General features: G+C 56.3%; 1 protein-coding gene. It reads right to left on the bottom strand.

Going from position 1 to position 1983, the window contains the following annotated elements; genetic code table 11:
* Positions 1 to 316: 316 nt before the first annotated feature.
* Positions 317 to 1888, bottom strand: a complete 1572-nt coding sequence (locus H1B37_RS32620; protein WP_182871453.1) for an IS110 family transposase — start codon at positions 1886 to 1888, stop codon at positions 317 to 319.
* Positions 1889 to 1983: the final 95 nt, after the last annotated feature.

Below are 1983 nucleotides of genomic sequence, written 5' to 3'. Positions count from 1 at the left end.
AAAGCACTGTCATGGCCATATTCACCGATTGCAGTGAGCGCGTACGTTTAGCGCACTACCGGTGAGGGTAGTTTTTTCGGACTCGGTTGTCCAATGGCTTGCGGCGTCAGAAGCACTCTCTGTCGCTTCGGGTGGTTCAGTCTCGTCACCCTGGTAGATATCCGAAGCTCGAAGGCTCCACACTGTCTCATCCGACGTTTGAACCGCGAACAGAGCATCACGCTTTTGCCACGGGCTTGTTGACTGCGACCGATTTGGCCGCGCCTGCCCTCGGGGTCAAGACGACGTTGTTCGTGTGCTTCTCACAGCCGACAAGTCAGCGGGAACTTCGAGCTTCGGACGTTTCTGATTCTACCGTATCCGGATCCTTGACTCCAAGACGAACAAGTAGTGGGACCAACAAGTCGCCCAGCGCCGTCGGGCCACGACGTTTCTTGCGGGCCAATTCAGCCAGCGGCTTGGCTTCCGCGGCGTAGCTTGACTTCGGGAGCCAGCCGAACGCTTCTTCCAGCTCAGCAACTGACTGCGTGATCGGTGTTTGGTGCTTTTGATGAAACGCCTGCAGTTTCGACAACAGGTATTCGCGATCAACGCCTTTGCCACGCCAGATCTGGCGGCCGGCGACAAGTTGATAAACCATTCGCATCGCACGATTGGCAACCCGGCAACGACGATCACGGGGATCGACTTTACGTTGCTTCCAGGTGTTCGATAGACCACGATAGTACGGGTGGCACTTGATCAGGTTTTCGGCGACCAGCATCGCCGCACTGCGAAGTCGGCGGTTGGCCTGACGGACCAACTTTCCATCCGGGTGATCCACTTCGTCGCTTTGGTAGCGCGAGGGATACAGGCCGGCCCGCCCGTTGATCGCTCGTGCCGACGCGTAGTGTTCGATCGGTCCGGCTTCCCCGGCTAAACGTGAGGCCGAGACAACGTTGATGCCGGTCACGCTGAGCAGCAGCACGTAGGGCGTTTTCACCAAAAAACCCGACATTTCCCGTTCGACCGCGTGGATCTGGCTGTAAAACGATTCTCGTAGCGAGTTGAGGTCCTGCCACTGCCGAGTGTGTAGCGAGGCCAGTTCACTCGGTTCGGCGGCAGTGCGTGACCACGCGAGAATGCGTTCAAGCGTGCGGGCTTGAAAGCGGATCTTGATGGAGCGCAAATGCTTGGCCATGCCTTCGGTGCCGGCGTTTTGGATCAAGGCAGCCGATGGAAACTCCAACGCAATTGGCATGGCGATGGATTTATGAAACAGTTTGTCGTCTTCCCAGAGATCCGCGTAGCCGGGCATCGTTTGATGCATCAATCTGCGGATCTGAACCTTGAGTCTGGCCTGTTGCTTGGTCAGATTGTGCCGATGCCGAGAAAGGGCCTGCAAATGCTGATAGACCTCGCCGACGGGAGGTGAAGCGAGGCCATATCCGGCGACTGCAGCGTGAAAGATTGCTTCGAGATCGTTGTCGTCGGTCTTGGCATCGGGGTGCAAAGGCTTGCGATAATGATTCGACGCAAACGGGTGAACGATGCGGGTATCAAACTTGGCTTTACGAAAAGCCGCTTGAACGGGCTTGTGGTAAATGCCGGTCATCTCAACCGCGGCGATGCGGTCGGTGATGTTCTCGGCTTGGCACGCGTCATTGATCGATGCGATCATGGTGGCGAAGTCACCACGCCTGTGTTCGACGGTCGTGGGCTCGATCAACACGCGACCGAAGAAATCGCAAAGCATCCATTTGCTACGGCGTTTGGCGCAGTCGACCGCTATAATGCCGAAGTGCTGCGGTCCGCAGGCTTGCACGCGTTCTTGGACATGTCCGGTCGGTTTTCCGATAAAACGTTTGGTAACGGATTTGCGGGATCGAGTTTTCGCCTTTGTGGCCATCTGAGTGTCTCCATTGAGAAGGGAAGTGAATACTTCCAATGAAGCACTTGGATGGCCCTTTTGATTGATTTATTCGATCTGGGGGACATACCAGG

It is taken from the genome of Stieleria mannarensis, from assembly GCF_014154935.1.
Taxonomy (GTDB): Bacteria; Planctomycetota; Planctomycetia; order Pirellulales; family Pirellulaceae; genus Stieleria; species Stieleria mannarensis.
Note: the sequence above shows the minus strand (reverse complement) of the source record. Positions and strands in the feature narration are given on the sequence as shown.